Annotated in this window: 20 protein-coding genes; 9 read left to right on the top strand and 11 right to left on the bottom strand. The window is 73.8% G+C overall.

The window, feature by feature from the left end:
* The first annotated feature begins 32 nt into the window (after positions 1-32).
* Positions 33-5,234: an alpha-2-macroglobulin gene (locus tag WFI16_RS09275; RefSeq protein WP_419897541.1), complete on the top strand. Its 5,202-nt coding sequence runs from the start codon at positions 33-35 to the stop codon at positions 5,232-5,234.
* 97 nt (positions 5,235-5,331) lie between these two features.
* Complete coding sequence (pbpC, locus tag WFI16_RS09270) at positions 5,332-7,245, top strand: penicillin-binding protein 1C (protein ID WP_419897540.1); 1,914 nt, start codon at positions 5,332-5,334, stop codon at positions 7,243-7,245.
* Between the two features lie 86 nt (positions 7,246-7,331).
* On the opposite strand, the gene WFI16_RS09265 is transcribed toward pbpC, so the two are convergent.
* Positions 7,332-8,099, bottom strand: a complete 768-nt coding sequence (locus WFI16_RS09265; RefSeq protein WP_419897539.1) for an IclR family transcriptional regulator — start codon at positions 8,097-8,099, stop codon at positions 7,332-7,334.
* Positions 8,100-8,235: 136 nt separating this feature from the next.
* Here WFI16_RS09265 and WFI16_RS09260 point away from each other — a divergent pair, with 136 nt between their 5' ends.
* A complete protein-coding gene (locus WFI16_RS09260) occupies positions 8,236-9,528 on the top strand; it encodes an MFS transporter (RefSeq protein WP_419897538.1) in 1,293 nt (430 codons plus the stop codon).
* A gap of 61 nt (positions 9,529-9,589) precedes the next feature.
* Entirely contained in the window at positions 9,590-10,216 is a 627-nt protein-coding gene (locus WFI16_RS09255; RefSeq protein ID WP_419897537.1) for a glutathione S-transferase family protein, read from the top strand.
* Positions 10,217-10,220: 4 nt separating this feature from the next.
* On the opposite strand, the gene WFI16_RS09250 is transcribed toward WFI16_RS09255, so the two are convergent.
* Complete coding sequence (locus tag WFI16_RS09250) at positions 10,221-10,802, bottom strand: TetR/AcrR family transcriptional regulator (protein WP_419897536.1); 582 nt, start codon at positions 10,800-10,802, stop codon at positions 10,221-10,223.
* A 207-nt stretch (positions 10,803-11,009) separates the two neighbouring features.
* On the opposite strand from WFI16_RS09250, the gene WFI16_RS09245 reads away from it, so the two are divergent.
* Genes WFI16_RS09245 through WFI16_RS09235 form a run of 3 tightly spaced genes read left to right on the top strand, consistent with a single transcriptional unit; the run spans position 11,010 to position 14,787 of the window.
* Entirely contained in the window at positions 11,010-11,501 is a 492-nt protein-coding gene (locus tag WFI16_RS09245; protein ID WP_442970663.1) for a (2Fe-2S)-binding protein, read from the top strand.
* Entirely contained in the window at positions 11,498-12,487 is a 990-nt protein-coding gene (locus tag WFI16_RS09240) for an FAD binding domain-containing protein (protein ID WP_419897535.1), read from the top strand. Before WFI16_RS09245 ends, WFI16_RS09240 begins: the two co-directional genes overlap by 4 nt.
* Complete coding sequence (locus WFI16_RS09235) at positions 12,484-14,787, top strand: xanthine dehydrogenase family protein molybdopterin-binding subunit (RefSeq protein WP_419897534.1); 2,304 nt, start codon at positions 12,484-12,486, stop codon at positions 14,785-14,787. The genes WFI16_RS09240 and WFI16_RS09235 overlap by 4 nt, the downstream gene beginning before the upstream one ends.
* On the opposite strand, the gene WFI16_RS09230 is transcribed toward WFI16_RS09235, so the two are convergent.
* The 4 genes from WFI16_RS09230 to WFI16_RS09215 form a co-directional block, all read right to left on the bottom strand.
* Positions 14,784-15,257 (bottom strand): OmpA family protein, encoded by a 474-nt coding sequence (locus tag WFI16_RS09230; protein WP_419897533.1) that lies wholly within the window; start codon positions 15,255-15,257, stop codon positions 14,784-14,786. The genes WFI16_RS09235 and WFI16_RS09230 overlap by 4 nt on opposite strands.
* Entirely contained in the window at positions 15,257-16,054 is a 798-nt protein-coding gene (locus WFI16_RS09225; RefSeq protein WP_419897532.1) for a hypothetical protein, read from the bottom strand. Before WFI16_RS09225 ends, WFI16_RS09230 begins: the two co-directional genes overlap by 1 nt.
* A gap of 65 nt (positions 16,055-16,119) precedes the next feature.
* Positions 16,120-18,027 carry an AsmA family protein gene (locus WFI16_RS09220; protein ID WP_419897531.1) on the bottom strand — a complete coding sequence of 636 codons (1,908 nt, stop codon included), beginning with the start codon at positions 18,025-18,027 and terminating at the stop codon, positions 16,120-16,122.
* Positions 18,028-18,117: 90 nt separating this feature from the next.
* Entirely contained in the window at positions 18,118-18,711 is a 594-nt protein-coding gene (locus WFI16_RS09215; protein WP_419897530.1) for a TetR/AcrR family transcriptional regulator, read from the bottom strand.
* A 131-nt stretch (positions 18,712-18,842) separates the two neighbouring features.
* Here WFI16_RS09215 and WFI16_RS09210 point away from each other — a divergent pair, with 131 nt between their 5' ends.
* The gene (locus WFI16_RS09210) at positions 18,843-19,349 is read left to right on the top strand and encodes a DUF1993 domain-containing protein (RefSeq protein WP_419897529.1); all 507 of its coding nucleotides are present in this window, start codon (positions 18,843-18,845) and stop codon (positions 19,347-19,349) included.
* A gap of 115 nt (positions 19,350-19,464) precedes the next feature.
* On the top strand, positions 19,465-20,748 hold the full coding sequence (locus WFI16_RS09205; protein ID WP_419897528.1) for an MFS transporter: 1,284 nt from the start codon (positions 19,465-19,467) through the stop codon (positions 20,746-20,748).
* Positions 20,749-20,751: 3 nt separating this feature from the next.
* On the opposite strand, the gene WFI16_RS09200 is transcribed toward WFI16_RS09205, so the two are convergent.
* The 5 genes from WFI16_RS09200 to WFI16_RS09180 form a co-directional block, all read right to left on the bottom strand.
* Positions 20,752-22,329, bottom strand: coding sequence for an ABC transporter substrate-binding protein (locus WFI16_RS09200; RefSeq protein ID WP_419897527.1), 1,578 nt, complete (start codon positions 22,327-22,329; stop codon positions 20,752-20,754).
* A 324-nt stretch (positions 22,330-22,653) separates the two neighbouring features.
* Positions 22,654-23,406, bottom strand: coding sequence for a substrate-binding periplasmic protein (locus tag WFI16_RS09195; RefSeq protein WP_419897526.1), 753 nt, complete (start codon positions 23,404-23,406; stop codon positions 22,654-22,656).
* Entirely contained in the window at positions 23,406-24,971 is a 1,566-nt protein-coding gene (locus WFI16_RS09190; RefSeq protein ID WP_419897525.1) for a SpoIIE family protein phosphatase, read from the bottom strand. Before WFI16_RS09190 ends, WFI16_RS09195 begins: the two co-directional genes overlap by 1 nt.
* 2 nt (positions 24,972-24,973) lie before the next feature.
* Positions 24,974-25,906, bottom strand: coding sequence for a GGDEF domain-containing protein (locus tag WFI16_RS09185; protein ID WP_419897524.1), 933 nt, complete (start codon positions 25,904-25,906; stop codon positions 24,974-24,976).
* Entirely contained in the window at positions 25,903-26,301 is a 399-nt protein-coding gene (locus tag WFI16_RS09180) for a DUF1987 domain-containing protein (protein ID WP_419897523.1), read from the bottom strand. The genes WFI16_RS09185 and WFI16_RS09180 overlap by 4 nt, the downstream gene beginning before the upstream one ends.
* Between the last annotated feature and the right edge of the window lie 9 nt (positions 26,302-26,310).

The following is a 26,310-nucleotide window of genomic DNA, read 5'->3' as shown; positions in this document are numbered from 1 at the left end:
GCCGCCACCGCAATGGCTGCAGGATGGCCCGCATGAGCTTGTTTCCGAAGGCGCCCAGGCCGGCGCGCCTGCTCGCCACCGCCATCCTGGCCGCCGGGCTGGGGCTGGGCGGGCTCGGCGCCGGCAGCGCCCAGGCGCAGCCCTTCGCCATGCCCGGGCTGCAGCGCGATGCCGGTTCCTATGCCCGCGACCTGACCCGCCGCTTTCCGGCCGGCGCCAGCACGCAACAGCGCGCCCAGGCGGAGAAGCGGGCGCTGGACGCCGAGGCGCGCGGCGACTGGGAGGCCGCCGCCCAGGCCTGGGAGCAGCGCCTCGGCATGCCGGACGCGAAGGCAGAGATGTGGCTGTCGCTGGCCCGCGCCCAGCTCGCCCGGCCGACACCCGACCTGAACCGCGCCCTGCAGGCCGCCTGGCAGAATTTCACCAGCATGGAGACCGGCCCGGCCGAGATCCCGGCGCTGAAGCTGATGGCGGAAGCCCTGCAGCGGCAGGACCAGTGGGTGCCGGCCATCGCCGCGCTGGAAGCCGTGGTCGAGCGCGCCCGCCTCGACCCGGCCGCGCGCGAGGCGCTGGCGACGGCGCGGCGCGCCGCCGGCCTGCTGGTCCGCACCATCCGCACCGAGCCCGAGGCCGAGCCGGCCCGCGCCTGCATCGGCTTCACCGGCCGGATCAGCCAGGCCGGCGACTTCCGCGCCGGCGACTGGGTGCGCGCCGAGCCCGCCATCCCCGACCTGGCGGTGACGCGGGAGCAGAACGCGCTCTGCGTCGCCGGGCTCCCCTGGGGGCAGACGACGAAGCTGGTGCTGCGCGCCGGGCTGCCGGGCGAGGACGGGGCGCGGCTGCGCGCCGAGACGCCGGTCAGCATCTCGATGCGCGACCGCGCGCCGCGCATCGGCTTCGACGCCACCCGCTTCCTGCTGCCGCGCGGCCAGGCGGCGCGGGTCGGCATCGCCACGATGAACATCCGCACCCTGAAGCTGCGGCTGGTGCGGCTGACCGAGCGCAACCTGCTGCCCTTCGGCCGGCAGAACCCGCTGGGCGAGGCGATGGAATCCTGGTCGGTCGAGGAGGTGCCGGAAAGCTGGGGCCGCGTCGTCTGGCAGGGCAGCGCCGAGGTGCCGGGCTTCCGCGCCAATACCGCCGCCCGCATCCAGCTGCCGCTGCCGGCCGAGATCACCGGCGCCGGCCCCGGCCTCTATGTGCTGATCGCCAGCGAGCCCGGCCAGCGCGGCAGCGAGGCCAATGGCAATGGCGTGGTCGGCGCGCTGCAGATCGTGGCGACCGATCTCGGCGTCACCGCCTGGCGCAGCAGCGAGGGGCTGGCGGCCCAGGTCCGCTCGCTGCAGGGCGCCGCGCCGCGCGCCGGCGTCAAGGTCGCGCTGATGGCGCGCAACAACGACGTCCTCGCCGAGGCCGAGACCGGCGCCGACGGGCTGGTGCGCTTCAACGCCCCGCTGCTGCGCGGCACCGGGCCGCTGGCCCCGGTCGCGCTGCATGCCAGCGCCGGCGACGACCTGGTCGGGCTGAACCTGGAGGCGGCGGCCTTCGACCTCTCCGACCGCGGCGCCGAGGGGCTGCCGCATCCCGGGCCGGTCGACAGCTTCCTCTGGACCGAGCGCGGCATCTATCGCCCGGGTGAGACCGTCAACCTGACCGGGCTGCTGCGCGATGCGGCGGGTGCGCCGCGCGACCTGCCGCTGCGCCTGCGGCTGCTGCGCCCGAACGGCCAGGTGGCGGCGGAGACGGTGCCGCCGCGCGCGCCCGACGGCGCCATCGCCTGGCGCATCCCGCTCTCCGCCGGCGCCGCCGCCGGCGTCTGGACGGTCGAGGCGCGGCTGGAGCCCGACCAGCCGCCGGTCGGCAAGATCAGCTTCCGCGTCGATGCCTTCGTGCCGGAGCGGCTGGCGGTCAGCTTCGGCCCGGCGCCGGGCCCGCTGGTGCCGGGCACGCCGCTGGCCATCCCGCTGGCGGGGCGCTTCCTCTACGGCGCGCCCGCCGCCGACCTGGAGGCCGAGGTGGAGGGCCAGCTCAGCCTCGACCCCGAGCCCTTCGCGCCCGACACCGCCGATGGCCGCCCCCGCCGCAGCCCCTGGGCCGGCTGGCGCTTCGGCCTGGCCGAGGAGCCGCTGAATGGCGGCCAGATCCCCGGCGGCCTGGTGCAGACCGATGCCGAGGGCAAGGCGGTGTTCCGCGCCGAGCTGGCCGAGGTGCCCGACGTCACCCGGCCGCTGCGCGCCAGCTACACGGTCAGCCTGGCCGATCCGAATGGCCGCGCCAGCCGCGCCACCGTCGAGCTGCCGGTGCTGGGCCGCGTGCCCTATATCGCCATCCGCCCGGCTTTCGAGGGCGGCAGCGTCGACGTCAACACCGAGGCCGGCTTCGATGTCGCGCTGGTGGCACCCGATGGCTCGGCGCTGTCCGGCCGCCTGTCGGCGCGGCTGGTGCGCGAGCGCCCGGAATGGCGGCTGGTGACCCGCGGCAGCGTCGCCCGCTACGAGACCATCTGGCGCGACGAGCCGGTCGATACCGCGACCTTGCAGACGGAGCCGAGCAAGCCGGCGCGCTTCGCCCGCAGCCTGCCCTTCGGCCGCTACCGGCTGGAGGTCAGCAAGCCGGGCAGCCTGGCGATCGCCGCCATCCGCTTCCGCTCCGGCTGGGTCGGCTCGGACAGCGCCGAGGTGCCGGACAAGGTCGATGTCTCGGCCGACCGGCAGAACTATGCCGATGGCGCGACGGCGAAGATCCGCATCAACCCGCCGTTTGCCGGCCGCGCCAGCCTGGCGGTGGTGACCAACCGGCTGGTCTCGCTGCGCGAGGTCGAGGTGCCGGCGGGCGGCACCACGGTGGACCTGCCGGTGGAGGCCGCCTGGGGCCCCGGCGCCTATGTCACCGTCACCGTCTTCCGTCCGGGCTCGGCGGCCGAGGGCCAGCCGCGCCGGGCGCTGGGCCTGGCCTGGGTGGCGCTCGACCCGGCGCCGCGCCGGCTGGAGGTGGCGCTCGACGTGCCCGACCAGCTGCGCCCGCGCCAGCGGGTCGAGATCCCGGTGCGCGTCGCCAATGCCGGCGGCCAGCCGGTGCGGCTGACGCTGGCCGCGGTGGATGAAGGGGTGCTGCGCATCACCCAGTTCGCGACGCCCGACCCGGTGAAGCATTTCCTCGGCCGTCGCCGGCTGGGCGCGGATATCCGCGACGATTACGGCCGGCTGATCCCGCCGCCGGAGGGCGAGCTGGCGGTGCTGCGACAGGGCGGCGACGGCGATGCCGAAGGCGCCGGGGTGCAGCCGCCGCAGCGCGTGGTGTCCCTGTTCTCCGGCATCGTGGAAGCCGGTCCCGATGGCGTCGCCCGCGTGCCGCTCGACCTGCCGGACTTTGCCGGGGAGATCCGGCTGATGGCGGTGGCCTGGTCGGGCAACCGGGTGGGCGCGGCCAGCAAGCCGCTGCAGGTGCGCGACCCGGTGATCGCCGAGGCGCTGCTGCCGCGCTTCCTGGCGCCGGGCGACAGCCTGCGCCTGCCGGTGCTGCTGCATAACCTCGAGCTGCCCAATGGCGAGGTGGCCGCCGAGATCAAGCTGGAAGGCCCGCTGGCCTTCGACGGCGCGTCCCGCGTCGCGGCGACGCTGGCCACCGGCGCCCGCGCCGAGCCCTTCCTGACGCTGAAGGCGACCGGGGCGGGCGAGGGCGTCCTGCGGCTGACCGTGACAGGCCCGAACAACTACCGCGCCGAGCGGGAGAGCCGGATCACCATCCGCTCCTCCCGCCCGCGGCTGACCGAGGTGGCGGTGACCGAGCTGGCGCCGGGGGCCGAGGCGAAGATTGCCCCCGACCTGTCCGGCTTCGTGCCGGGCACGGCGCAGGTGGTGGCGAGCTGGGGCCAGCCGGTGCGCTATGACGCCGAGGCGCTGCGCCGCGCCTCGCTGGAATTCCCGCTGTGGTGCGCCGAGCAGACGGCGACCAAGCTGCTGGCGCTGTCGACGGGGCAGGCCTCGGAGCCGCGCAACCTGGCCATGGCCGATGCCGTCGCCCGGCTGCTGGACAAGCAGCGCTGGGACGGCGCCTTCGGCGCCTGGAGCGCCCAGGGCGATGCCGACCAGTGGATTTCCGCCTATGCCACCGAGGCGCTGCTGCGCGCCCGCGACGGCGGCGCCACGGTGCCCGAGGCGGCGCTGACCGCGGCGCTGGAGAACCTGGCGCGCACCGCGGAGGATGTCGCGCCCGAGAAGCCGGAGGAATTCGCCGACCAGGCCTATCGCCTGCATGCGCTGGCGCTGGCCGGGCGGCCGATGCCGGGCGCCACGCGGCGGCTGGCGGAGGCGCTGGACCAGCTGCCGACGCCGCTGTCGCGGGCGCAACTCGGGGCGGCGCTGATGCGGATCGGCGATGCGCCGCGGGCGACGCTGGCCTTCCAGTCGGCGCTCGATGCGCCGGCCCGGACCTACTGGACGCATGACTATGGCAGCCCGGCGCGCGACCTGCTGGCGGTGACGCTGCTGCTGCGCGAGAGCGGCCTGCTGCCGGAGCGGCTGTCGGCGCAGCTCGGCCGGCTGCCCGGGGCGCGTGACCTGACGCCCGATGGCAGCAGCACGCAGGACCAGGCCTGGGGCATCCTGCTGGCCAGCGCGCTGGGCCGCGACGGACGCCCGGTGCGGATGAGCGTCGATGGCGCGGCGGTGCCGCCGGCGGCCACCGTGGTGCGCAGCGTTCCGGCCGGGGGACTTGCCGCGCGCAATGGCGGCGACCGGGCGGTGCTGCAGGCGGTGTCCGTCACCGGCCTGCCGCTGCAGCCGCAGCCGGCGGCGCGGGCCGGCTTGCGGATCAGCCGCAAGTTCCTGGCGATGGATGGCAGCGACGTGAACCTCGACGACCTGCGGCAGAACCGGCAGTTCATCCTGCTGATCGAGGCGCGGTCGGAGACCGGCGAGGCGCATCGCGCGCTGATCCAGCAGGGGCTGCCGGCGGGCTGGGAGATCGCCACGCGGCTGCCCTCGGGCAATGTGCCGGGGATGCCGTTCCTGGGCACGCTGACCGAGGCGGAGAGCGTCGCCGCGCTGGACGATCGTTTCGCCGTGGCGGCGCCCTTGTCGGCGCGGGCGGCGGTGGTGCGCTTCGCGGTGGTGGTGCGGGCGGTGACGCCGGGCAGCTTCGAGCTGCCGGGGGCGCAGGTGCAGGACATGTATCGCCCCGGTGTCTTCGCTCGCCAGAACACCGGCCGGATCACGGTGCTTTCTCGTGAATAAAAATAGAAGGGCGCAAACGTATACGTTTGCGCGGGGGAATACCTTCCCCCGTCTTCTCTTTCTATTTTGCTTTGTTTTTTGCTTGTTGGCGGCTGTATTGGATCGGGTTTTCCCGCCTGATCTGTCGCGGGTCGGTTCCCTGGCCCCGGTCGTGGTCGACGCGCAGGGCCGCACTTTGTCCGTCCTGCCGGCGGCCGGAGGCGTCTGGCGGGTGGAGACGACGGCCTCCGACGTGCCGCCACACCTGATCGACCTGCTGATCGCCGCCGAGGATGCCCGTTTCGCCTGGCATCCCGGCATCGACCCGGTCGCCCTGGCGCGGGCCTCGCTGCAATGGGTGCGGGCGGGCAGGGTGGTCTCGGGCGGCTCCACCCTGTCGATGCAGGCGGCGCGGCTGCTCGAGCCGCGGCCGCGCACCCTGCGGTCGAAGCTGATCGAGATGGCGCGGGCGCTGCAGCTGGAGGCGCGCTACGGCAAGGCCGGGGTGCTGCGCATCTGGCTGACGCTGGCGCCGATGGGCGGCAATCTGGAGGGCGTGCGGGCCGGCGCCCTGGCCTGGTTCGGGCGCGAGGCGCGCAACCTGGACCCGGCGCAATCGGCGCTGCTGGTCGCCATCCCGCGCCGGCCGGAGGCGCTGCGCCCCGACCGTCATCCGGCCGCCGCGCGGGTGGCGCGCGACCGGACGCTGCTGGTGCGGGCGGCGGGGGCCGAGGGCATTTCGGCAGCGGACCGCGCGCTGCTGGCCGCGGTGGTGCCGTCGGCGCGGCAGCCGATGCCCGGGCTGGCGCCGCATCTGTCGCGCGAGGCGGCGCGGGAAGGGGCCTCGCGCACCACGCTGGACGCCTCGCTGCAGCGGGCGCTGGAGGGGCTGCTGGAACGGGCACGCGAGGGGCTGCCCGGCCGGGTGTCGACGGCGGCCATCATCGCCGACCTGCACACGCGGGAGATCCGCGCCCTGGTCGGTGGCGCCTGGGGCGAGGAGGCGCGGGCCGGCGCGCTGGACCTGACGCAGGCGGTGCGCTCGCCGGGCTCGGCGATGAAGCCGCTGCTCTATGCCCTGGCTTTCGAGGACGGGGTGGCGCGGCCGGACAGCCTGCTGGACGACGCGCCGATGCGCTTCGGGGCTTACGCGCCGGAGAATTTCGACCATGGCTTCACCGGCCGGGTCACCGCCGCCGAGGCGCTGCGCAAGTCGCTGAACATGCCGGCGGTGCTGCTGCTGGACCGGATCGGGCCGCTGCGCTTCGCCACCGCGATGAAGCGGGCCGGGGCCATCCCGCGGCTGCCGCCGGGGGCGGAGGCGACGCTGCCGCTGGCTCTGGGCGGCGCCGGCGTCACGCTGCGCGAGGTGGTCGGCGTCACCGCCATGCTGGGCGATGCCGGCCGCGCCGCGCCGCTGCGCTGGCGGGCCGACGACGCCGCGCCGGCGCCCGCGCCCCCGGTGCTGGCGCCGCGCGCGGCGGCGCAGGTGGCCGCGATCCTGACGCGCGGCTTTCCGGGCGGCGGGCCGTCCGGGGTGGCGTGGAAGACCGGCACCTCCTGGGGCGGGCGCGACAGCTGGGCGGTGGGCTTCGATGCCGGGCATGTGGTCGGCGTCTGGGTCGGGCGGCCGGATGGCTCGCCGATCGTCGCCGAGACCGGGGGCGCGACGGGCACACAGCTGGCGCTGCCGCTGCTGGCACGCAGTTTCGCCCTGCTGCCGGCGGCGCCGCGGGCGCAGCCGCTGGTGATGGCGCGGGCCGGCGCGGTGCGGAACCTGGCGGTGGCCGAGCTCGGCGACCGGCTGCGGCTGGTCTTCCCGGCGCCGGGGGCCAGCATCAGCGACGGGCCGGTGACGCTGCGCGCCGCCGGCGGCCAGCGGCCGCTGACCTTCCTGGTCGATGGCCAGCCGCTGGACGCCACCCCGGCACGGCGCGACACCGCCTGGATCCCGCAGGGGCCGGGGCATTACCGCGTGACGGTGCTGGACGCCGCCGGCGCCAGCGCCACCGCGGCGATCCGGGTGCATTGAGGGCGGCGGCCAGAGGGACTGCTGATTTATTTTACATAATATATCTTATTCGACTTAAGGACAGCCATTCGCCCACCACCCCCGGCTCACCCGGCTGCGCTGCGCAGGCCGCGCGTCACCTCCAGCAGCAGCGGCGCGTGGCGGGCGACGAAGCCGGCCTCGTCGATCTCGCCCAGGGGTGCCGCCAGGTGCAGCGCCCCCACCGGCCGGCCATCGGTGCGCTGCACGGCGACGCCGATGACGCGCTCGCCCTGTTCCACCTCGGCGGTGGCGAGGCCGAAGCCGTCGCGGCGCGCCGCCTCGACGCGCTGCATGATCGCCGCCGGGTCGGTCAGCGTCTGCGGCGTCAGCGGCCGCAGCGAGGAGCGCGCCAGGATGTCGGCCGCCTCCGCCGGCGGCAGCTGCGCCAGGATGGCGCGACCGCCGGCGGTGCAGAACAGCGGCACCCGCCGGCCGATCAGCGAGGCCCAGAAATACTCGCGCTGGCTCTGCTGGCGGATCGCGTAGATCAGCGACAGATCCTCCCACAGGCTCAGGCTGACGCGCTGGCCGGTGGCGCGGCGCAGCTCGGCCAGCATCGGCATCGCCGCCTCGACCAGGCGGTTGCCTTGCAGGTAGCTGAAGCTCAGCTCCAGCACCCGGTGGCCGAGCCGGTAGCGCCGGGTGCGCGCATCCTTCTCCAGATAGCCGAGCTTCCAGAGCGAATGCGAGAAGCGCTGCGCCGCGCTCTTGTCGAGCCCGCTGGCGGCGGCGATCTCGGCCAGCGACAGCGGCCCTCCCGCATCACGGAAGGCGTGCAGCACCTGGAAGGCTTTCTGGACGGAGCCCACCGCCAGAGGGTCTTTTTCGGTCATCCCCGCCCTTCCCCGACTCCATCCGGCGCCTTGCCAGCGGCCGTCGCCTGGCTTCTTATCAGTAAGTGATGTCGTATATCACATAGTGATACGAAACCCTGGGTCAAGCCTGGCCTGGGCAGGAAAGAGCTTCAGCATGGCAGAACAGATGAAGGGCGCGCCGAACGCCGCCGAGGGCCGCCGCGCGGTCGGCGCGGCGGTCGTCGGCAACGTGCTCGAATGGTATGATTTCTCGGCCTACGGCTATCTGGCGACGATCATCGCCGGGCGCTTCTTTCCGGCCGGCGACGAGACCAGTGCGCTGCTCGCCACCTTCGCCGCCTTCGGGCTGGGCTTCGTCGCCCGGCCGCTGGGCGGCATCGTCATCGGCCGCATGGGCGACACGCATGGCCGCAAGGCGGCGCTGGTGCTGACCATCTTCATGATGGCGGTGGGCACCGTCGGCATCGGCCTGATCCCCACCTATGAGACCATCGGCCTGCTGGCGCCGCTGCTGCTGGTGGCCTGCCGGCTGATGCAGGGCTTTGCCGCCGGCGGCGAGTGGGGCGGCTCCACCGCCTTCATCGTCGAATGGGCGCCGCCCAGCCGCCGCGGCTTCTTCGGCAGCTTCCAGCAGGCCTCGGTCGCCGGCGGCCTGCTGCTCGGCTCGGCGGTGGCGGCGCTGTTCAGCTCCACCCTCTCGGTCGAGGCGATGGAGAGCTGGGGCTGGCGCATCCCCTTCCTGCTGGGCGCCATCCTGGTGCCGGTCGGCGTCTATATGCGCCGCAACATCGAGGAGACCCCGGCCTTCCGCGAGGCCGAGGCCGAGGCGGCGGCACCCGCCGCCGCCGCGCCGGCCGGCCAGAGCAACATGATGCTGGCGCTGAAGGCGGCCGGCTTCACCATCCTCTGGACGGTCAGCTACTACGTCATGCTGAACTACATGCCGACCTTCACCCAGAAATATGCCGGCCTCAGCCGCAGCGCCGCGCTGTGGTCGAACACGCTGGGGCTGGTGGTGCTGGTCGTCGCCATCCCGCTGATGGGCGCGCTGTCCGACCGCATCGGCCGCAAGCCGCTGCTGCTGGCCTGCTGCGTCAGCTTCATCTTCCTGACCTGGCCGCTGTTCTACCTGCTGGTCGGCAATGCCGGCTTCGGCACGGTGGTGCTGGTGCAGATCGTCTTCGCGCTGATGATCGCCGCCTTCTCCGGGCCCGGCCCGGCGGCCATCTCGGAGATCTTCCCGACGAAGTCGCGCTCGACCTGGATGTCGGTGGGCTACAGCCTGGCCGTCGCCATCTTCGGCGGCTTCGCCCCCTATATCGCCACCTGGCTGATCGGGGCCACCGGCTCGCCGCTGTCGCCGACCTACTACCTGATCATCGCCGCCATCGCCTCGACCCTGGTCATCGCCCGGCTGCGCGAGACGGCGCATACGGCGCTGCGCTGACCCGCACAGCCGCCGCCGCGCCGGCTTGAGCGCGGCGGCGGGCTCGGGCAGGGTCGCGGCCATGACCGCGACCCTCCGCCTGCTCGGCAAGGCCTCTTCCATCAACGTGCGCAAGGTGCTGTGGACCTGCGCCGAGCTCGGCATCGCCTGCGCCCGCGAGGATTGGGGCAGCGGTTTCCGCCCGCTCGACACGCCGGCGTTCGAGGCGATCAACCCGCATCGCCTGGTGCCGGTGATCCAGTTGCCCGACGGCAGCTTCCTGCGCGAATCCAACACCATCTGCCGCTACCTGGCCGCAGGCTCCGCGCTGCTGCCGGAGGATCGCCTGGCCCGCGCCCGGGTCGAGCAATGGATGGACTGGCAGGCCACCGAGCTCAACACCGCCTGGCGCCTGCCCTTCCTGGCGCTGGTGCGGCGTGATCCTGCCTTCGTCGCGGCACCGGCGCTGGAGGCGGGCATCGCCGGCTGGCACGCGCAGATGGCGCTGCTCGACCGCCAGCTGGCGCAGACCGGCGCCTATGTCGCCGGGGCGGATTTCTCCCTGGCCGACATCGTGCTCGGGCTGTCTGCCAACCGCTGGCGGATGACGCCGATGCCGCATCCCGAGCTGCCGGCGCTTGCCGCCTGGGAGGCGCGGCTGGCGCAGCGCCCCGGCCATCGCGCCCATGCGGGCAACGGCCTTCCCTGAGCCGCTATTCCGCCGCGGCGGGCCCCTGCCGCATCCCCGCCATCAGCAGGTCCAGCACCCGCCCCGAGCGGCTCCGCCAGTCGGCGCTTTCCGGCGCCGCATAGATGCCGTTCAGCGCGTGCAGCACATCGGCCAGCTCGACATCGCCGCGGATCCGGCCGCTGGCCTTGGCGGCGTTCAGCAGCCGCTCGACGGTGGCCGGAAAGCCGCTCTTGCTGGCGGTCAGCAGCTCGGGCCGCTCGCGCAGCAGGGCCTTCAGGCTGTCGCCCAGGCCGCGCTTGGTCGCCATCATGTCCAGGCTGCGGTGCATCCAGCGGGCCAGCGCCTCGTCGGGCGGCAGCGTCGCCGCCATCGCCTCGGCGGCGGCATAGAGCGCCTCGCTCTCATGCTGGTAGACCGTGGCGATCAGCGCGTCGCGGGTCGGGAAATGCCGGTAGAGCGTGCCGATGCCGACGCCGGCGCGGCGGGCGATCTCCTCCAGCGCCGCATTCACCCCGCGTTCGGCGAAAAGCTGCGCCGCCTCGGCCAGCAGCTTGTCGCGGTTGCGCCGGGCATCCGCCCGCAATGCCGGGGGGGCCTCTCCCATCACGCCCGCAGCAGAATCCTTCAAACACCCTACTCCATAGCCGCCGGCCCTTGACGCCGGGCGGTGCAAGCCTTAGCTCCCCAAACAATCGGAGGCATCCTCCGTTTACGTTCCCTGTCTGGTTATTTGCATTATCTGTCCGATCGGAGGGTCTGTCATGCCTGTCCTCTTGCAAACCCGCCATGATGCTGCCCGGCGGGTCCCGGCGTGAGCGCGCCTCGTCCCCTCACCCTGCTCATCAACGGCGCGCCGCGCGCCCTTCGGGTGGAACCCCGGACGACGCTGCTGGATGCGCTGCGCGAGCGGCTCGACCTCACCGGCACCAAGAAGGGCTGCGACCACGGCCAGTGCGGCGCCTGCACCATCCATCTCGATGGCGAGCGCGTGCTGGCCTGCCTGACGCTGGCGCATCAGGCCGAGGGCCGCCAGATCACCACCATCGAGGGCCTCGCCGGCCCCGATGGCACGCTGCATGCCGTGCAGAAGGCCTTCCTCGCCGAGGATGCCTTCCAGTGCGGCTACTGCACCCCCGGCCAGATCATGTCGGCGGTGGCCTGCATCCGCGAGGGCCATGCCGGCTCGCCGGAGGAAATCCGCGACTTCATGGCCGGCAATCTCTGCCGCTGCGGCGCCTATCCGCACATCGTCACGGCGGTGCAACGCGCCGCCCGCGCCCTGGCGCAAGAGGCCCGGCCATGATGGATTTCTCCTATCACCGCCCGGCGGACCTGGCGGCGGCCGGCGCGGCGGTGGCGGCGGGCGGCACGCCGCTCGGCGGCGGCACCGGGCTGCTCGACCTGGCCAGGCTCGGCGTGGCGCGGCCCAGGGCGGTGGTCGACCTGTCCCGCCTGCCCGGGCTGGACGCCATCGAGCTCACCGACACCGAGGCGCGGATCGGCGCCACCGTGACGATGAGCCGCCTGGCGGCGCATCCGGCGATCCGCGCGGCGCTGCCGGCCATCGGGCAGGCGCTGCTGGCCTCGGCCTCGCCGCAGATCCGCAACATGGCGACGATCGGCGGCAACCTGCTGCAGCGCACCCGCTGTGCCTATTTCCGCGATCCCTCGTTCGATGCCTGCAACCGGCGGAACCCCGGCAGCGGCTGTGCGGCGATCGGCGGGGTAACGCGCGGGCATGCGCTGCTCGGGACGTCGGCCCATTGCATCGCGACGCATCCGGGCGATCTGGCGGTGGCGCTGGTCGCCTGCGACGCCGTGCTGGAATGCTGGTCGCCCGAGGGGCAGCGCGCGCTGCCCCTCCACGATCTCTACCGGCTGCCCGGCGCCACCCCCGACCGGGAATTCGCGCTGGCGCCGGCCGACATCATCACCGGGCTGCGCATCCCGCTGACCCCGGCCGCGCGGCGGGCGCGCTACGTCAAGCTGCGCGACCGCGCCTCCTATGAATTCGCCGCCGCCAGCCTCGCCGCCGGGATCACGCTCGACGCGGACGGGCGGGTCGCGGACCTGCGGGTGGCGCTGGGCGGCGTCGCCACCATCCCCTGGCGCGCCCGCGCGGTGGAGGCGGCGCTGATCGGCGAGCGCCCGACGCCGGCCGCCATCGCCGCCGCCGCCGCTCTGGCTGTGCGCGAGGCCGAGCCGCAGCCCGACAACCGCCACAAGCTGGCCCTGGTCCCTGCCCTGATCGAACGAACCCTGGAAGAACTGCTGGGAGACGCGGCATGAGCCCGCTCGATGCACCGGTGAAGCGGGGCGGCGCCGGCGACGGCCTGCCGGTCCTGGGCGCGGCCCTCGCCCGGCTCGATGGCGTCGCCAAGCTGGAAGGCAGCGCCCGATTCGCCCTGGACCAGCCGGTCGAGGGGCTGGCGCATGCGGTGCTGGTCCGCGCCGGCATCGCGGCCGGCCGGGTGACCCGCCTGGACACCGCCGCCGCTGAGGCCGCGCCGGGCGTGCTGGCGGTGCTGACGCCGGACAACACGGCGCCGCTGGCCGCCGCCTCGAGCTGGACCGGCGCGCCGCCCGCCCAGCCGCATTACCGCCCGCTGGATACCCGGATCGTCCACCATGGCCAGCAGATCGCCGCCGTGGTGGCCGAAACCCTGGAGCAGGCGCAGGAAGCCGCCCGGCTGGTCGCCGCCGAATACGAGGCAACGCCGGCCATCACCGGGCTGGACGATCCCCGCGCCGGCGACGGCAGGCCGGTCGACATGCTGACGAAGTCCTGGGGCGATGCCGCGGCCGCGCTGGACAAGGCGCCGGTGCGGCTGACCCTGGAATACCGGACCCCCCGCGAATTCAACATGCCGATCGAGCCGCATGGCCTCATCGCGCAATGGGAGGGCGACGAGCTGACCCTCTGGGAGCCCAGCCAGTGGCTGGACGGCATGGCGCGCACCTATGCCGAGTGGTTCGGGCTGCGCTTCGACCAGGTGCGCATCGTCTCGCCCTATATCGGCGGCGGCTTCGGCTCCAAGGCGCTGGCCCTGCCGCATGGCGCGGTGGCGGCGATGGCGGCGCGGCGTCTGGGCCGGCCGGTGAAGCTGGCGCTGAGCCGCAGCCAGACCTTCACGGGCCTCGGCGGCCGGCCGGCGACGCGGCAGGTGCTGGAGCTCGGCGCGACCGCCGGCGGCCGGCTGCTGGCGATCCGCCAGCGCGGCTGGAACGAGACGTCCATGAATGCGGTGTCGGTCGAGCCGCTCGGCGCGGTCACCGGCCTGATGTATGCCCTGCCGCATTTCGACAGCCGGCAGAACGTCGTGCCGGTCCATACCGTGCAGCCCGGCGCCAAGCGCGCCCCGGGCGAGAACCCCAGTGCCTTCGGGCTGGAATCCGCCATCGACGAGCTGGCGCATGCGGTGGGGCAGGACCCGCTGGCGCTGCGGCTGCTGAACGATGCCGGGCACGACCATTCGAGCGGCAAGCCCTGGTCCACCCGCAAGCTGCGCGAGGCGCTGGCGGCCGGCGCCGTCGCCTTCGGCTGGGAGCGGCGCGATCCGACGCCACGCTCGACGCGCGAGGGCCACCTGCTGATCGGCTGGGGCATGGCCTGCGGCACCTATCCGGTGCGGCGCACGGCGGGCGAGGCGCTGGTCGGCATCCTCGCCGATGGCCGCGTCGAGGTCGCCAGCAGCACCGCCGACATGGGCACCGGCGCGCACACCATCCTGGCGCAGACCGCGGCCGAGGCGCTCGGCCTGCCGGTGGACAAGGTGACGGTGCGGCTCGGCGATTCCCGCCTGCCGCGTGCCCCGGTCACCGGCGGCTCGCAGATGGCCGGGCTGATGACCGGGGCGGTGCACAAGGCGGCGCTGGCGGCGCGCGAGGCGCTGGTCGCGCTGGCGCTGTCCGACCCGCGCTCGCCGCTGCGCGGCACGGGGGCCAATACGCTGCGGCTGGAGGGCGGAATGCTCGTCGCTCCCGACGGCACCGCCCATGATGTCTCGGCGGTGCTGCAGGCCACCGGGCGCGAGCGGGTGGAAGCCCTGCGCGACACGCTGGCAGAAAACCGGCTGAAGCCCGAGGACCACTACCGCAACTTCACCACCGTCTCGACCATGCGGGCGCCGACCGACGGCGACTATTCCATGCACTCCTGGTGCGCGCATTTCGTCGAGGTCGCGGTGGACGAGGCGCTGCAGACGATCCGGCTGCGGCGCGTGGTCTCGGCCTTCGATTCCGGCCGGCTCTACAACCCGAAGCTGGCCGCCAGCCAGTGGAAGGGCGGCATCGTCATGGGCATCGGCCAGGCGCTGCTGGAGGAAGGCCTGGTCGATCCGCGCCATGCCCGCCTGATGAACGACAATCTGGGCGACTACCTGCTGCCGACCCAGGCCGATATCCCCGAGATCGAGGTGATCGACGTCGGCGAACCCGACCCGCATGCCTCGGTGCTGGGCGGCAAGGCGGTGGGCGAGCTCGGCATCGTCGGCGTCGCGCCGGCCATCGCCAACGCCCTGTTCCACGCGACCGGCAAGCGGCTGCGCAGCCTGCCGCTGACCGGGGCGCGGCTGGCGGAGGCCGGCTAGCCTTCTTCCGCGCCGACCAGCAGGTCGACGCGGCGGTTGATCGGCTGCGGCCCCTCCTGCGGCTGGCGGGCCTCGCGGGCGCCACGGCTGTCCAGCTCGATCAGCGCGGCCGGCACGCCGAGCGCGACCAGGGCGCGGGCCACCGCCTCGGCGCGGCGCAGCGCGGTGCTTTCGTCGGCCTCCTGGCCGCGCTGCTCCTGGGCATGGCCGGTCAGGCGGATGCGCGGCGGCCGGCCCGACCAGGGGCGGCCGCCGGGGTCGGCGATGGCGCGGACCGGCGGCGGGCCGGCCTGCCAGTCGCGCTCCTCCTCCCAGACGCGGACGGCGCCGGCCAGCACCATGCGGCAGCGGGCGTTCAGCGTCAGCGAGCCGCGGTCGAAATAGCAGCTCTGCAGATAGGGCGCCGGCGCCGCCGCCAGGGGTGAGGCCGCCAGCCCCGCCAGCGCGGCCGAGACGAGGGCGACGCGCATCAGGGGGCCTGGGTGGTCACCAGCGCATAGAGGCCGGTCGCCTCCAGATCGACGTTGCGCAGATCGGTCACCGGGGCGGCGCCCAGCTGCTCGGCCACGCGGCGACGCGCCTCGACCACGGCGCGGCGCACCGGGCCGGCGCCGCGAGTCACCGCCAGCCCGCCGATCGGGCCGCGCCCGTCCCAGGTCAGCCGGTCGGTCCAGGCCTCGCGATACGGCTTGCCGGTCCATTGCTGGCCGCAATCGCCGCGGGTCCGGGCGAAGCTGCTGTGCACCCGCAGCCCGCCCTGCCCGTCCGCCTGCAGCCGGTTCTCCAGCACCGTCTCGGAGGTACATTGCATGGCCTCCTGCGCGGCGCGGCTCTCGATGCCGATGATGCGCAGCCGCTCCTCGGCGTCGCAGCCGATGAACACCACCAGCCGCTGGCTGAGGCCGGTTCCCGTATTGCCTTCGACCGAGGCCAGCACCACCTGGCGGCCGCCCATGGCAACGACGCGCAGGCGGCCGGCGGTGCCCATGGGCCGCGGCAGGATGATCTCGGCCTCCGGCGCGCCGGGGCCACGGAAGCCGAGATGCAGCACCTTCTCCGGCACCTCCATCACCCGCGCGCGCAGCCGCCAGGGCGCGCCGCCATGCACCAGCCGCGCGGTCAGCGGCGGCGGCGGGGCGGCCGGGGATGGCGCGGCGGCGCCGGGCGTGGCGGGGGCCGCCAGCGGCTGCGCCGCGAGGCCGCGCGCCGTCGTCAGGACAGGCAGCAGCGGCAGCAGGGCCAGCAGGGCACGGCGGGACTGGGTCATGCGACGCAGATTGCCTCGCGATCAGGCCGGCCGCCAGCGGCGGGGCATGAAATCTTGTTCTGGATTCACGGCCGGTCCGCAGACCGGCCGCGCGGCCGATTCAGGCAGGCGCTGCGCCGGGCGAAGGGCTGCAGCTCGGCCAGCAGCGGCGCGATCTCGTCGGCGCTGGCGATCATCGCCCGGCCGCCGGCGGAGAACTGCGCCGGGGCGATGTCCGGATCGGCGAAGCGGCCGCTCAGCCGGATCGGCACGTCGAGGGCGAAGCTGCTGGTGGTGCTGCCCTCGCTGGCCACCAGGAAATCCATCCAGCGGCGCGACAGGTCGAAGCGGCCCTGGCCATAGAGGGTGCCCTGGTCGGTGCGCAGCCGCAGCGGCGCCACCTGGCCCTCGGCGCCGCGCAGATCGATCACCGCGACCAGGCAGCGCAGCGGCACCATCCCCGGCGCCCGCCGCAGCAGCCCGCGCAGGTCGGTCGAGGCCGCCTCGATCACCGCGCGCTCGATGCTGCCGGCGCGCATCGTGACGACCGCCGAGGCCTGCGCCGCATGCCAGGCGGCGTTCAGCGTCGCGCCCTGCCCGGTCACCGCGGCATGGCCATCGAGGCGGCCCTGCAGCGGCAGGGCGCCGAGGCCCAGGGTGCGGCCCAGCACCTGCACCTCCAGCCCGGTGGCATCGAGCCGGCCGCTGATGGCGCCGCCATCGCCCTCGGTGGCGGGGCGGCCCTCGATGGCGCCCTCGCCGCGCAGCGAGCCGCCCTGCCAGCCGATGGCCAGCTCCGGCACGGCGAGGCGCCCGGCGGTCTGGCTCAGCCGCAGCCGCGCCTCGGCGGCGCGCAGCCCGGCATAGGCCAGCTGCCTGGCGCCCAGGGTCAGCTCCAGCAGCGTCCCCGGCGCTGGGTCGACGAGCAGCGGCAGGTCGGCATGGCCGCCCGGCGCGTCGCCCCCGGCCAGCAGGGCATTCAGGTCGAGCCGGTCGAAGCCGAGCTCCAGGGTCAGCTGGTCGGGCTGGCGCGGCGCCCCCTCGCGCAGGCGGATGCGGCCCTCGGTCAGCGTCGAGCCGCCGAGCGCCCCCCGTGCTTCCGCGAGGTCCCAGAGCCGGCCCTGGCGGGTCAGGCTGCCTTCCAGCCGCAGCGGCATGCTCCAGGGGCTGGGCTTCTGCAGCATGGCCAGCAGGGCCTGCGGGTCCGGCGCCGCCAGGCCCAGCCGGCCGGTCGCCCCGTCGACCGCCACCGGATCGGTGAAGCGTCCGTCGAAGTCGAGCCGGGTTTCGCCGGAGCGGAACTCGAGCCGGGCCGGGAAGTCGCGCCGGGTGTCGCGCAGCGCCTCGAAACTGCCGAGCGCCGCCGCCAGGGTCAGCGGCACGCCCTGGTAGCGGCCCCCGGCGGTCAGCCGCGCCGGCTCGGCCTCGGTCGCCGCCTGCAGCGCCGCCTGGTCCAGGCCGATGGCGATCCGCTTGCCCTCCAGCGTGTGCAGGGTGATGTCGCCGCGCTCCACCTGCAGGCCGAGCAGCGTCGGGAAGCTGTTCCGCGACTCCTCGGGATGCGGCGCGGTGCGCGGCCCCTCGCCGAAATGCCAGTTGGCACGGTCATCGGGGCCGTGCTCCAGCAGCAGCTCGACCCCGGCCAGCGTGACGTCGCGCAGCCGCAGCGGGCCGGCGAAGACCGAGATGAGGTCGAGCTCGGCGCTGGCGCGGTCCAGGCGCAGCATCTCCGGGCGGCTGCCGCCGGGCAGGTTGGCGACCGTCAGCCCCTCGAGGCGCAGCGTCATCCAGCGGCCGGGCTCGAGGCGGAGCGAGCCGATGGCAACGTCGCGCCCGAGCCGGGCCTGCAGCCGGCCCGCCGCCAGCCCGCCGAGCTCGAGCCGCGGCAGGGCGAGGGCGGCGCCGACCAGGCCGGCCGCCAGCAGGGCGCCGCCCACCAGGACAGCCGGCAGGCGTCGCCGCGGACGGGGCGGCGGGATCAGGGTGAGCGACATGCGAAGAAGGTAGAGGCTGGCGGCGCCGCTGTCGCCCCCGACCCCGTCACGGCGCCAGGCTTTCCGGCGAGGCCGCGCCGCCGGGCCGGCTCACGCCGCGGCGACGCGCTCCGGCCAGGCCTGCAGCGCGGTGGCGACGACGCGGCGCAGCGCCTCGCGCCCGGCGCCCGACTTGGCCTGCACGGCCATGCCCTGGGCCAGCGCCATGACATAGCGCGCCAGATCCTCCGGCTCGGCGCCGGGCGGCAGCTCCTCCGACGGCGCGGCGCGCAGCCGTTCGGCCAGCTGCGCCTCGACCGCGCCGCGGCGGCGTGCCAGCTCCTGCCGCACCGGCTCGGAGGCCTCGGAACAGGCCAGGGCGCCGTTGACGCCAAGGCAGCCGGCCGGCGTGTCCTGGCCCGACTGCGCATCAGCAAAGCCGTAGAGCAGCCCGGCCACCGCCTCGCGCGCCGGCTGGCGCCGCATCGCCTCGGCCATGAAGCCCATGACATGGCTCTCGTAGCGGTCGAGCGCCTTGCGGAACAGCTCCTCCTTGTTGCCGAAGGCGGCATAGAGGCTGGGCCGCGTGATGCCCATGGCCTCCGTCAGGTCGGACATCGAGGCGCCTTCATAGCCCTGGCGCCAGAACACCTGCAGCGCCTGGCCGAGCGCCTGGTCAGGGCAAAATTCGCGTGGGCGGCCCATGTTGAACCCCTGTCTCTCCTGCTGCGGCGGCCGGATCACTAGCCAGCTTGACGGCCACGGTCCAGAATCATACCACATGGTACGAAACCGCGCGAGGATTTTGCGCGGTCCCCCTTCCAGGATGCCGTCCCATGCCGATCCCGCTGCACACCGCCTCCACCGCGATCTTCCTGCGCGGCCTGACCAATCTCGCCGCCCTGCTCGAGAAGGCCGAGGCGCATGCCGCGGCGCAGGGCCTGGCGCCGGAGACGCTGGTCCGGGCGCGGCTCGCCCCCGACATGCGCGACCTGGCCGGCCAGGTGCAGCTCGCCAGCGACGCCGCCAAGGCCGGCGCCGGGCGGCTGGCCGGGGTCGAGCGCCCGAGCTTCCCCGATGTCGAGACCAGCTTCGCCGAGCTGCACGAGCGCATCCGCAAGACCATCGACTACGTCCAGGGCATCGACCCGGCGGCGACCGAGGCCGGCGCCGAGCGCGCCATCTCGCTGACCGCCGGCGGCCGCGACTACCACTTCACGGGCGCCACCTACCTGACCCAGTTCGCCCTGCCCAACTTCTTCTTCCACGTCACCACCGCCTACGACATCCTGCGCGCGCAGGGGGTGGCGCTGGGCAAGCTGGACTATCTCGGCAGCTTCTGAGCCGCGGCGGCGGGAGGCCTGGCCGGGCCGGCAGATTTTTCTGCCCGGCTCTGGCTGCGGCGCAAACCGGGCGTCGAACCGCGCGTTGCGGCAGGACACCCTTCGGAACCATTGCATGGCCGCCCTGCCCGCCCCGGCCCCCTCCCGCGTGCTGCGCGGGCTGGACGCCCTCAACTTCTTCCTGGCCGATGTGCGGGACGGGCTCGGGCCCTATCTCGCCATCTATCTCGTCGCGGTGCGCGGGCCGGAGGGCGGCTGGGACGAGGCGACCACCGGCCTGGTCATCACCCTGGCCGGGCTGGTCGGGCTGGTGGCGCAGACCCCGGCCGGCGCGCTGATCGACGGCAGCCACCGCAAGCGCGTCATCGTCATCGCCGCGGCGCTGGCGGTGACGCTGAGCTGCCTGGCGATCCCCTTCCTGCACAGCTTCTGGGCGGTCGCCGCCAGCCAGTCGCTGGCCGCCATCGCCGGCGCCATCTTCCCGCCGGCGCTGGCCGCCATCACGCTGGGCGTCGTCGGCCCGCGCCTCTTCGCCCGCCGCATCGGCCGCAACGAGGCCTTCAACCATGCCGGCAACGCCGCCTCGGCGGCGCTGGCCGCCGGCGGCGCCATCCTGGTCGGCCCGCAGGTGGTGTTCTGGCTGATGGCCGCGCTCGCCGTGCTCAGCATCGGCGCCATGCTGATGGTGCCGGCATCGGCGATCGACGACCGCCAGGCCCGCGGCCTGGCGGCGACGCCGGCCGAGGGCACGGCGCAGCCGAGCGGGCTGGCGACGCTGCTGGCCGACCGCCCGCTGCTGGTCTTCGCGCTGCTGATGGCGGCCTTCCACCTGGCCAATGCCGCCATGCTGCCGAGCCTCGGCCAGCTGCTGGCGCGCGGCATCGGCCAGGAGCATGCGACCTCGCTGATCGCGCTCTGCATCCTGGCGGCGCAATGCGTCATGGTGCCGGTGGCGCTGCTGGCCGGGGCGCGCGCCGACCGGTGGGGCCGCAAGCCGCTGTTCCTGGCGGCCTTCGGCGTGCTGGCGCTGCGCGGCTTCCTCTACGTGCTGTCCGACAGCCCCTACTGGCTGATGGCGGTGCAGCTGCTGGACGGCATCGGCGCGGGGCTGTTCGGCGCGTTGTTCCCCGTGGTGGTCGCCGACCTGACGCGCGGCACCGGGCGGTTCAACGTGGCGCAGGGCGCCATCGCCACCGCCCAGGGGCTGGGCGCCGCGCTGAGCGCCAGCCTGGCCGGCGGGCTGATCGTCGCCGCCGGCTTCGACACCGCCTTCCTGACGCTCGGCGGCATCGCCGCGGCGGGGTTCCTGGCCTATTGGCTGTTCATGCCGGAAACCCGCCCGGCCGGTGGGGCGGCCGATGGCGGACCGCCGGCCGCGGCCGCGCAGCCGGCGGAGTAGCCATCAGCCCTTCTCGACGCCCCAGAACAGCGGGAAGGGCGCCTGCTTCACCCCGGCGACATTGCCGCGCCAGGCGGTGTGGCCGAGGAAGAAGCCGGTCGGGATGAAGGTGACGTGGTCCATGCCGGCGGCATTGACCCCGTCGATCGCCTGCTTCTCGGCCGCCAGGTCGGGCGCCTGATACCAGTCGGCGATGTGGCGCTCGACCTCGGCGGAGTCCGGCCAGCCGAACCAAGCCTTGTCGCCGCTGGCGCTGACGCCCTTGTAGGGCGCGGGGTTGATGCAATCGACGCCGGAATGCCAGCTGAAGAAGATGCTCCAGCCGCCTTCGGCGACCGGCTTCTTGCTGGTGCGGCGGGCGCCGACCGTGCCCCAGTCGGTGGCGATGTAGTCGACGTTCATGCCGATGCGCGCCAGCATGTCGGCGGTGACGTCGCCCTGCGCCTTGGTGATCGGCACGTCGGTGGCGACCAGCAGGGCGACCTTCTCGCCATTGTAGCCGGCCTGCTTCAGCATCTCCTTGGCGCGCTCGTAATTGCGCGGGCCCTTCAGCCGCTCGGCGCCGACCTCGGTGTAGAGCGGCGTGCCGGGGGTGAAGAAGCTCGGCATCGCCTTCCAGAGCGCGGTGTCGTCGCCGACGATGGCGCGCATGTAGTCTTCCTGGCTGACCGCCAGCTGCAGCGCCTGGCGCACCTGCTTGTTGTCGAAGGGCGCCTGCAGATGGTTCAGCCGCATGGCGCCGACATTGCCCAGCGGGTCGCCGATCGCCACCTTGACGTTGCGGTTGCGCCGCAGCAGCGGCACCAGATCGGCGATCGGGTTCTCCCACCAGTCGACCTCGCCGCCCTGCAGCGCGCTGGCGGCGGTGCCGGGGTCGGGCATGGTCAGCCATTCGACGCGGTCGACCAGCATCCGCTTGCCGCCGGCCAGCCAGTCCGCCGCCTCCTGCCGCGGCTGGTAGCCGGCGAAGCGCTCGAAGACCGAGCGCGAGCCGGCCACCCATTCGTCGCGCTTGAACACCATCGGGCCGGAGCCGACATACTCGGTGATCTGCTTGAAGGGATCGGTCCTGGCGATGCGCTCCGGCATGATCACCAGCAGCGGCGTGTTGCTCTTGCCCAGCGCGTAGAGCAGCTTCGGGAAGGGCGCCTTCAGCCGGAAGCGGAAGTTGCGGTCGTCGACCGCCTCCAGCGCGTCGAGCTGCGTCTGGATCATCTGCCCCATGCCGTCGCGCACCATCCAGCGGCGGATGCTGGCCACCACGTCGCGGCTGCGCACCGGCTCGCCGTCATGGAAGGTCAGGCCCGGGCGCAGGCGGAAGTCCCAGATCTTGCCATCGGCCGAGACCTCGTGCCCCTCGACCATCTGCGGCTTCGGCTGCAGGTCGGCGCCGATGCCATAGAGCATGTCGAAGACCAGCAGGCTGGCATTGCGCACCACCAGCTGCGTGCCGGCCACCGCGTCCAGGTTCGGCAGGTCCGCCTGTGGCACGAAGCGCAGGACCTTGGAGGATTGGGCGCGGGCATAGGCCGGCGCGGCCAGGGCGGCTCCGGCGGCGAGCAGGAAGGTGCGACGCTGCATCAGCAGGGTACTCCAGGCAGAATGGCGAGGCGCCGGGCGGCGAGGCAGGGCCTGGCCGGCGATCCGGCGCGCCACGGAAAGGATGGTCGGCGCGGGGCGCACCATCGCCGCCCTGTCCCGCCGCGTCACGCCCCGGCAGAACGGCAAAAGCACCGTCCGGGACAGGACCTGCGCAGAATATCGGCATTCTTCCTGTGCCGCCGAGGCAAACGCCCAGGATGCGGGCGGCCGGCCGCCGGAAGGGCCTTCCTGTCAGGCAGCGGGATGGGGGCAGCCCAGCATGGCCTTGGCCGCCGCCCCGCTGGCGGGGATGGCGGCCGGGCCTCAGCGCGAGGAGGTATAGCTGGCGACGATGGCGTCGTAGCGGCCGCTGGCGCGCAGCTGCCGCAGCCCCTCGTTGAAATCGGCGCAGAGTGCGGGATCGCGGAAGCCGACCCGGTATTGCGCCGCCTCGAACAGCGGGTGCAGTGCCACCGGCTGCCGCGTCTCGGGCGTGTCCGGCAGGGTGCGGTTGAACCAGTTGAAGATGTTGATGTCGCCCACCACCACATCGACGCGGCCGGCGAACAGCATGGCGTTCTGCGTCTGCTGGTTGGCGGTCTCGGCATAACCCGAATTGTCCGCCGTCACCGCGCTGAAATCCGCGCCGAGATAGAGCCGCGCATTCTGGAAGGCGCGGATGGTCTTGCCGCGCAGGTCGTCCATCGCCTCGATGCGCAGCCCGCGGCTGGCCAGGCTGATCGCATAGTTGCGGTAGAGGATATGCACGTCCGAGAAGCAGACCCGCAGGCCGGAATCGGCATTCACCGTCAGCGCCGCATCGCCGGTCCCGCGCTCCAGCTCGACCGGGATGCGGGCGAAGGGCACGTAGTGCGGCACCATCTGGTGGCCGCGCAGCGCCAGCGCCTCCTTGACGATGTCGTATTCGACGCCGCGGTTCTCGCGCTCGATGATGTAGGGCGGCAGCGAATTGCCGATCAGCACCCGCACCTCGGCGGCCCGTGCCGCGGGCGCCGCCGCGGCGCCGAGGCCGATCAGCAGCAGGGGGAGCAGCGACAGCCTGCGGCGAAGGCGCATCAATGAATCTCCGATCCGGGAGCAGCGGCCAGCGGCAGGAAGCCGATCGCCGTCATGTCGTCGCGCAGCGGCTCGGCGCCGCGGTACTCGGCCAGCGCCCGCTCGAGCCGGTCCATCTGCACCGCCATCGGCTGGCCGAGGCCGGCGCGCAGCAGCTCGGCCAGGCGCTTGCGGCCGAGCAGCCGGCGCGGGCTGCCGCCCATCTGGTCGCTGACGCCATCGGTGCAGAGGTAGAAGGCCATGCCCGGCTCCACCGCAATCTCGACATCGACGAAGGAGGCGGGATCCGGCGTCACGCTGCGATAGCCGAGCCCGTGCCGGCCGCCCTTGACCAGCTGCATGGCGCCGCCGGCATCGCTGTGCAGCAGCGGCAGGCCGGCGCCGGCGAAGAGCATGCGCCGTCCCGGCCGGTCCCAGATGCAGATCGCGCAGTCCAGCCCGTCATCGCTCTCGGCGCCGCGCCCGTTCTGCCGCAGCCGGCTGCGCACCATGGCGTCCAGCGCCTGCAGCAGGGCGGCCGGGGAGTCCAGGCCGCGCTCGCCCAGCGCCCGGTCCAGCGCGGCGGCGACCACCAGCGTCATGAAAGCGCCCGGCACCCCGTGGCCGGTGCAGTCGACCACCAGCAGCACGCTGCGGCCGCCGCTCTGATCGACCCAGAAATAATCGCCGCCGACGGTGTGCAGCGGCTGCCACAGCGTCGCGACATCGGCGAGCGCCGGCAGCAGCACCCGCTCGTCCGGCAGCATCGAGGCCTGGATGCGCCGGGCATAGTTGATGCTCTCCAGCACCAGCCGGTTGGCCGCGCCCAGCCGCTGATGCGCGGCCTCCAGCTCGGCCAGCAGCTGCTTCGCCTCGTCGCCGCTGCGCAGCCCCTCCACCATGCGGTTGAAGGCGGTGGAGACGGCCCCGATCTCGTCATTATCGCCGCTGCCGATCTCGACCGTCGTCCAGCGCTTGTGCTCGACCTCGCGCATCGCCGCCAGCAGCCGGCGCAGCGGCAGCACGGCGCGGCGGCGCACTGCCGCCTGCAGGGTCAGGGTGAAGACCAGCACCAGCACCAGCACGGCGGCCACCGCGATGACCACCTGGCGGATCGCGCTGTCGCGCAGCGGCGCGGTCGAGAGCACCAGCTCCAGCCGGCCGACAGGGCGCGGCACCCCGTCGACGCGCAGCTCGGCGCTGACCCGAATGGCGCCGGCATCCGGCTGGTCCGGCCGGCCCCGCACCAGCATCGGCTGGCCGGCATCGTCGAGCAGCCGCACGCCGAGGAAGGCCGCGTCCAGCGCCAGGCTCTCGATCTGCGGCCGGTAGACGCTGTCGTCCAGGTTCCAGACCGGCCGCGCCACGGCGCTGGCGGTGAGCTGCGCCAGCAGCTGCGCGCGTGCCTCCTGGTCGCGCAGCTGGTCGCTGTAATTGACCCAGGCGATGGTCAGCTGGGTGACCAGCACCACGCCGGCGACCACCGGAAAGACGCGCAGGAACAGCCGCCGGGCGAGCCCCGCCCGGGCGGACAGCGGCGGCGCGGCTTCGCCCGCCGCGGTGTCGGTCGGCCTGCCCGCCAGCATGCTCAGCCGGCCGCCTCCTCGCCGCCACCCTGATCGGCGACGGCGCGGCCGCGGCCCTGATCCTTGGCCTGGTAGAGGCCGCGATCGGCGCGGCGCATCAGCTGCTGCAGCGTCTCGCCCGGGGCCCGCGTGGCGAAGCCGATGCTGACCGAGAAGCAGAGGCTGCCGCCAGGCGCCAGCGGCACCTCCAGGGCGGCGGTCGCGGCACAGATCCGGTCGGCGATGGCGCGCGCCTCCTCCAGCCCGGTCTCGGGCAGCAGCAGGCCGAATTCCTCGCCGCCCAGCCGGCCGAAGACGTCGAAGCCGCGGATCACGCCCTGGCAGCAGCCGGCGAAGGCGCGCAGCGCGGCATCGCCCGCCTCGTGGCCATGCGCGTCGTTCAGCCGCTTGAAGCGGTCGAGGTCGAGCACGGCCAGCGACAGCGCCGCGCCATTGCGCTGCTGGCGGGCGAATTCGGCCGCCGCCAGGTCGTAGAAATGCCGGCGCGAGCGGGCGCCGGTCAGCGCGTCGGTCTCCAGCATCGAGCGCAGCTCGAGCTCGAGGCGGCCGCGCAGCTCGATCTCGGCCGCCAGCGTCTCGTTCAGCGCCAGCAGGTCGGCGGCCTGCTCGGCCAGCCGCGCCTTGGCCTTCTGCAAATCGCGCTGCATGCGGTCGGAGAGACGCACCAGCCGCTCCTGCTCGCGGTAGCTCTGGCGATAGGCATCGGCCAGGTCGCTGACCGTGCCGCCGATGTCGCCAAGCTGTGCCAGCATCAGCGCGGCGCTGCGCAGCACCTCCTCCTCCTTGTCGAAGAGGCTGAAGCGGGCGGCCTCGGGGGCGCTGGCCAGCGCCTGGCGGTCAAGCGGGCCGGCCGCCAGCTGCGCCGCCAGCGCCTCGGGCCGGGTAGTGGCGCGGCTGGCGCCCGGGCGCGCCCGGCTGCGACCGGCGCCCGTCATGCCGGGGTCTCGATCATCTCGAAGCGCGCATGGACGAAATCGGCGGAGAAATCCTCCCCCGCCTCCTGCAGCGAATCATCGCCTTCCTGGTAGTGCCAGCCGATGCTGATCGCCGCCCCCGCCGCGGCGGCCTCCTCCAGCAGCATGAACAGGTTCATCAGCGCCTTGGCGCTGGAGCTGTTGAAGTAGCAGAGGTTGACGTCGAAGCGGATCGCGCTGCCGGGCGCGGCCTGCAGATGCTGCTTCAGCGCCTGCAGCAGCGGGCCGAAGAAGGCGGCGGCGTCTTCCGGATAGGCCTCGCCTTCCAGCGCGAAGCGGCCTTCGGCGAAGTCGAAATCGACCTTCGGAGAGCGTTCCGTCGCCTCCAGCCGGATGCGGTCCATCATTGGGGCCATGGCGGCGGC

This window comes from Roseomonas sp. USHLN139 (assembly GCF_037145735.1).
GTDB lineage: Bacteria > Pseudomonadota > Alphaproteobacteria > Acetobacterales > Acetobacteraceae > Pseudoroseomonas.
This window is presented reverse-complemented; position numbering and strand designations above follow the sequence as displayed.

Excerpts from the sequence above, each read along its gene's own strand:
- WFI16_RS09275 (WP_419897541.1), top strand. The coding sequence starts at position 33 with ATGAGCTTGTTTCCGAAGGCGCCCAGGCCGGCGCGCCTGCTCGCCACC.
- WFI16_RS09265 (WP_419897539.1), bottom strand. The coding sequence starts at position 8,099 with ATGACCGAAAAAGACCCTCTGGCGGTGGGCTCCGTCCAGAAAGCCTTC.
- WFI16_RS09260 (WP_419897538.1), top strand. The coding sequence starts at position 8,236 with ATGGCAGAACAGATGAAGGGCGCGCCGAACGCCGCCGAGGGCCGCCGC.
- WFI16_RS09255 (WP_419897537.1), top strand. The coding sequence starts at position 9,590 with ATGACCGCGACCCTCCGCCTGCTCGGCAAGGCCTCTTCCATCAACGTG.
- WFI16_RS09250 (WP_419897536.1), bottom strand. The coding sequence starts at position 10,802 with ATGGGAGAGGCCCCCCCGGCATTGCGGGCGGATGCCCGGCGCAACCGC.
- WFI16_RS09240 (WP_419897535.1), top strand. The coding sequence starts at position 11,498 with ATGATGGATTTCTCCTATCACCGCCCGGCGGACCTGGCGGCGGCCGGC.
- WFI16_RS09235 (WP_419897534.1), top strand. The coding sequence starts at position 12,484 with ATGAGCCCGCTCGATGCACCGGTGAAGCGGGGCGGCGCCGGCGACGGC.
- WFI16_RS09230 (WP_419897533.1), bottom strand. The coding sequence starts at position 15,257 with ATGCGCGTCGCCCTCGTCTCGGCCGCGCTGGCGGGGCTGGCGGCCTCA.
- WFI16_RS09225 (WP_419897532.1), bottom strand. The coding sequence starts at position 16,054 with ATGACCCAGTCCCGCCGTGCCCTGCTGGCCCTGCTGCCGCTGCTGCCT.
- WFI16_RS09220 (WP_419897531.1), bottom strand. The coding sequence starts at position 18,027 with ATGTCGCTCACCCTGATCCCGCCGCCCCGTCCGCGGCGACGCCTGCCG.
- WFI16_RS09215 (WP_419897530.1), bottom strand. The coding sequence starts at position 18,711 with ATGGGCCGCCCACGCGAATTTTGCCCTGACCAGGCGCTCGGCCAGGCG.
- WFI16_RS09210 (WP_419897529.1), top strand. The coding sequence starts at position 18,843 with ATGCCGATCCCGCTGCACACCGCCTCCACCGCGATCTTCCTGCGCGGC.
- WFI16_RS09205 (WP_419897528.1), top strand. The coding sequence starts at position 19,465 with ATGGCCGCCCTGCCCGCCCCGGCCCCCTCCCGCGTGCTGCGCGGGCTG.
- WFI16_RS09200 (WP_419897527.1), bottom strand. The coding sequence starts at position 22,329 with ATGCAGCGTCGCACCTTCCTGCTCGCCGCCGGAGCCGCCCTGGCCGCG.
- WFI16_RS09195 (WP_419897526.1), bottom strand. The coding sequence starts at position 23,406 with ATGCGCCTTCGCCGCAGGCTGTCGCTGCTCCCCCTGCTGCTGATCGGC.
- WFI16_RS09190 (WP_419897525.1), bottom strand. The coding sequence starts at position 24,971 with ATGCTGGCGGGCAGGCCGACCGACACCGCGGCGGGCGAAGCCGCGCCG.
- WFI16_RS09185 (WP_419897524.1), bottom strand. The coding sequence starts at position 25,906 with ATGACGGGCGCCGGTCGCAGCCGGGCGCGCCCGGGCGCCAGCCGCGCC.
- WFI16_RS09180 (WP_419897523.1), bottom strand. The coding sequence starts at position 26,301 with ATGGCCCCAATGATGGACCGCATCCGGCTGGAGGCGACGGAACGCTCT.